The 4,266-nt window shown below is 64.3% G+C and carries 6 protein-coding genes; 5 read left to right on the top strand and 1 reads right to left on the bottom strand.

Going from position 1 to position 4,266, the window contains the following annotated elements; all coding sequences use genetic code 11:
* The coding region (locus JHD07_RS23650) for a hypothetical protein (protein ID WP_291626434.1) at positions 1–189 on the bottom strand (189 nt) is incomplete at its 3' end.
* A 73-nt stretch (positions 190–262) separates the two neighbouring features.
* On the opposite strand from JHD07_RS23650, the gene JHD07_RS23645 reads away from it, so the two are divergent.
* The 5 genes from JHD07_RS23645 to JHD07_RS23625 all read left to right on the top strand — a co-directional run.
* Positions 263–520 carry a DUF6489 family protein gene (locus JHD07_RS23645; RefSeq protein WP_097659465.1) on the top strand — a complete coding sequence of 86 codons (258 nt, stop codon included), beginning with the start codon at positions 263–265 and terminating at the stop codon, positions 518–520.
* The gene (locus JHD07_RS23640) at positions 520–1,320 is read left to right on the top strand and encodes an alpha/beta hydrolase (RefSeq protein ID WP_291626403.1); all 801 of its coding nucleotides are present in this window, start codon (positions 520–522) and stop codon (positions 1,318–1,320) included. Before JHD07_RS23645 ends, JHD07_RS23640 begins: the two co-directional genes overlap by 1 nt.
* Positions 1,321–1,367: 47 nt before the next feature.
* Positions 1,368–2,918, top strand: coding sequence for a wax ester/triacylglycerol synthase family O-acyltransferase (locus JHD07_RS23635; protein ID WP_291626401.1), 1,551 nt, complete (start codon positions 1,368–1,370; stop codon positions 2,916–2,918).
* Positions 2,919–2,928: 10 nt separating this feature from the next.
* Positions 2,929–3,924: an alpha/beta hydrolase gene (locus JHD07_RS23630; protein ID WP_291626400.1), complete on the top strand. Its 996-nt coding sequence runs from the start codon at positions 2,929–2,931 to the stop codon at positions 3,922–3,924.
* Between the two features lie 136 nt (positions 3,925–4,060).
* Positions 4,061–4,266, top strand: a 206-nt coding sequence (locus JHD07_RS23625) for a cytochrome P450 (RefSeq protein WP_291626398.1), incomplete at its 3' end; no start/stop codon positions are given.

Here is a 4,266-nt window from a genome sequence, read left to right as displayed (position 1 = left end):
CGGCGCGGCTGACCGATCCATGTTGCCCAGAGTTCTCGACCCGTGCAAGCGCCATTCCAGCAAGGAACGCGCCAAGTTGCGCCGCTGTGCAGCAATGCTGACGATATGGCCCGGCATGGAGAGAACCGCGTCTTTCGACTTTGGTTGACCATACTGGCTGATTGCGGGACCGGGCAGCCGCTCCTGCATCAGGTCGCTTGCGTTGCACCACAACTCGCGGCGATACTGCGGGCGGGCCGCTCGAATCCCATCCGGAGGGGACATGAAGGTTAACATTGAAATCGACTGCACCCCCCTCGAAGCGCGCCAGTTCTTCGGTCTGCCGGACGTGGCGCCGATGCAGACGGCGGTGATGGACAAGTTGCAGCAGCAGGTTCTCAGCAACATCGAGAAGGTCTCGCCGGAATCCTTGATCCAGAGCTGGTTCACCTTCGATCCCAAGATCGCGGAACGGTTTCAGGACATGTTCGTCACCATGGCCGGCCTTGGTGGCACGCGCAGCAGCGACAAGAAGAAATAGTGCCGCCCGGACCGGATGGGGCGCTGGAAGCAGGCCGGCTTCGTCCGCCGGGTCTCGGCATGTTGCTCGCCGAGGCCAGGGGGCTCTTCGAATTGAATGCGAGCTTGCTGCTGTCGCCGCTGCTGATGCGCGCGCCAAGGGGCGACGGCCATCCGGTGCTGGCGCTGCCGGGCTTTCTCGCCAGCGACCTTTCTATGGTGCCGATGCGGCGCTACCTCAGCGAGCTCGGTTATGAGGCACATGCCTGGCGGATGGGCCGCAATCTCGGTGGGCTCGGACGGATGCGGGATTCCCTGCGCGCACGCCTGGCTGAAATTCATGCCGCCACGGGGCGCAAGGTCAGCCTGGTCGGATGGAGCCTCGGCGGCGTCTATGCCCGCGATCTCGCGCTTTGGGCGCCCGACAAGGTTCGCTACGTCATCACCCTCGGCAGCCCTTTTGCCAATGACGTCAGGGCAACCAATGCCACGCGGCTCTACGAAGCCTTGTCCGGTGAGCGTGTGGAAGATTTTGCGGAAGAACGCGAAGCGATTGCGGGCGATCTGCCGGTGCCGACGACGTCGATCTATTCGCGAGCCGACGGCGTCGTGAACTGGCGGACTTGCCTGCTCCGCCCGTCGGAGCGAGCCGAGAACATCGAGGTGCACCTGGCAAGCCATCTCGGGCTCGGGGTGAACCCCGCAGCGCTGTGGGCCGTGGCGGACCGTCTGGCGCAGCCGGAGGGGCAATTCCGGCCATTCGACCGGTCCGGGCCCTTTGCCATTGCATATGCCCCGCCGGAACAGGCAGTATCGGCCTGACGAGAAGCGCCGCCAAGGCGCCCGTCAAATCTCTGCGGGAGGGAACCATGGCCGACGGGAAGAAGCTGTCGTCGCTGGACGCGTCGTTTCTCTATCTGGAAACGCCTGAAATGCCGATGCATGTCGGGAGCATGGCGATCTTTCGCCTGCCCGACGACTACAAGGGCGACTTCTTCGAAGACTTCAAGGCGATGATCGTCTCGCGCCTGCACATCGCGCCGATCCTGAAGGCACGGCTGGAGAAGGCCCCGCTCGACATCGATCATCCCTCCTGGGTCGAGGACGATCAGTTCGACATCGACCGCCACATCTTCCGCGCCAGCCTGCCGCAGCCGCGCGATCGTGCGACGCTCGAGCGCATCGTGGGCTGGATGCATGCCAAGCTGTTGAACCGTGCCCGCCCGCTCTGGGAATTCTACGTGTTCGAGGGCATGAAGGACAACGAGGTCGGGCTCTATTCCAAGATGCACCATGCCGCGATCGACGGCGGCGCCGGGGCGGCGCTGACCAACATGATCTACGACATCTCGCCGATCCCCCGGAAGGTCGAGCCGCCGGCGGCGGGCAGCAAGCCAGGGCAGGAGCCGCGCGACATCGCCGCCAACCTGCTCGATTCCTATCAGCAGCTGTTCTCTCAGTCGCTCGATGCTTCGCAGGCTGCGAAGAACCTTCAGCTGCCGCGCACCGGCAAGAGCGACATCGGCTCGATCCTGTTCGACAACGCGATGTATCAGATCGAGAGCGCGGTGCGCTTCGCCGGCAACATCCCGACCGTGCTCAAGAGCCTGTCAGACGTACTCGGCAAGGTCGCCGACCCCAAGTCGCGCGAGAGCCTCGCCAGCATGGTGTCGCCTCCGACCATGCTCAACAAGACCATCTCCTCGGAGCGCAGCTTTGCGGGCGTGTCGATCCCGCTGTCCCGCGCGAAGGCGCTGGCCAAGCAGGCCGGCGGCAAGCTCAACGACGTCGTGCTGGCGCTGGCCTCCGGCGTGGTCCGCCGCTACCTCCTGCAATACGGCACATTGCCGCCGAAATCCTTGACCGCGGCGGTGCCTATCTCGCTGCGGGAGGAGGGCAACACCGAGGCCAACAACCAGGTGTTCGGCATGATCTGCTCGATCGCGACCAACGTCGACGATCCCAAGGCGCGGCTGGAAGCAATCATCGCGCAATCGACCAAGTCCAAGGAGATGTCGCATCCCTTGCGTGCGCTGATGCCCCAGGTCTCCAATATCTCGATGCTGGGCGCGCCGATCATGGTGCAGATCCTGGCGCTGCTCTACAGCCGGTCCAACCTGTCGGACGTTCTGCCGCCGGCCGCCAACATCACCGTGTCCAACGTGCCCGGACCGCGGCAGACCCTCTACGCCGCCGGCGCCGAACTGCTGCACATCTTCCCCGTGTCGATCTCGACGCACGGGCAGGCGCTCAACATCACCGTGCAGAGCTACCGCGACCAGCTCGATTTCGGCTTCATCGTCGGCGCCAACATCATTCCCCACGTGCAGGTGATGTGCGACATGTTGCCGGAGGAGTTCGCCGCGCTGGAGGCGGCCTACGCGCCGCCGGCGGCGGACATCAAAGGTGCCGCTGAATAGGAATGCTGCAATGATTGAAATGCCGCCGCTCAAGTTCGCTCAGACGAACGGAATCCGCATGGGCTATTACGAGGCGGGCCCGGTCGACGACAAGCCGCCGATCGTGCTGTGCCACGGCTGGCCCGAGCTCGCCTTTTCCTGGCGCCACCAGATCAAGGCACTGAGCGAGGCCGGCATCCGCGTGATCGCGCCGGACCAGCGCGGCTATGGCGCGACCGACCGGCCCGAGCCGGTCGAAGCCTATGACATGGAGCATCTGACCGGCGATCTCGTCGGCCTGCTCGATCATCTCGGGATCGACAAGGCGATCTTCGTCGGCCACGACTGGGGCGGCTTCGTGGTCTGGCAGATGCCGCTGCGGCACCCTTCGCGCGTCGCCGGCGTCGTCGGCGTCAACACGCCGCATTGGGACCGCGCGCCGATCGATCCCATTGCGCTGTTCCGTCAACGTTTCGGCGACCAGATGTACATCGTCCAGTTCCAGGACCCCGCGCGCGAGCCGGACAGGATCTTTGGCAGCCGCGTCGAACAGACCTTTGACGCCTTCATGCGCAAGCCGCTGCCGCGGCCGGCGGCTAAGCCGGAGGAGCCGGCCATCGCAGGCGTCGGCGCCTCCTCAAAGACCAATCTGGCGTTCCCGCAGATGATCGCGGCCTACGATGCCAAGGTCGACCCGCGCACGCCGATCCTGTCTGCGGAGGAGAAGAAGGTGTTCGTCGACACCTTCACCAAGACCGGCTTCACCGGCGGCATCAACTGGTATCGCAATTTCACCCGCAATTGGGAGCGATCGAAGGGGCTCGACCACCACATCCATGTGCCGTCGCTGATGATCATGGCCGAGAACGACGCGGTGCTGCCGCCCTCGGCGGCCGACGGCATGGAGAAGCTGATCGGCGATCTCGAGAAATATCTGGTGAAGGACAGCGGACACTGGACGCAGCAGGAGAAGCCGGAAGAGGTCAGCGTCAAGCTGATCGAATGGCGTAGAAGGCGGTTTGGCTGACGACGCAGTCGTCATCCCGGGGCGATGCGTAGCATCGAACTATGGTGCGCTCTTGCGCACCTGAGGATCTCGAGATTCCGGGTCTGGTCCTTCGGACCATCCCGGAATGACGTAAGGCAGGGGGAAGCGAAGCTAGATGTCATCCAGGAACCGATTGAACCCGATCCCGCAGCCGCCGAGCAAGCCGGTGGTCGGCAACATGCTGTCGCTGGACACGGCCGCTCCCGTGCAGCACCTGACGCGGCTCGCGAAGGAGCTCGGTCCCATCTTCTGGCTCGACATGATGGGCTCGCCGATTGTCGTGGTCTCCGGGCATGATCTCGTCGACGAACTCTCGGACGA

This window comes from Bradyrhizobium sp. (assembly GCF_016462955.1).
In the GTDB taxonomy this organism is placed as follows: domain Bacteria; phylum Pseudomonadota; class Alphaproteobacteria; order Rhizobiales; family Xanthobacteraceae; genus Bradyrhizobium.
Note: the sequence above shows the minus strand (reverse complement) of the source record. Positions and strands in the feature narration are given on the sequence as shown.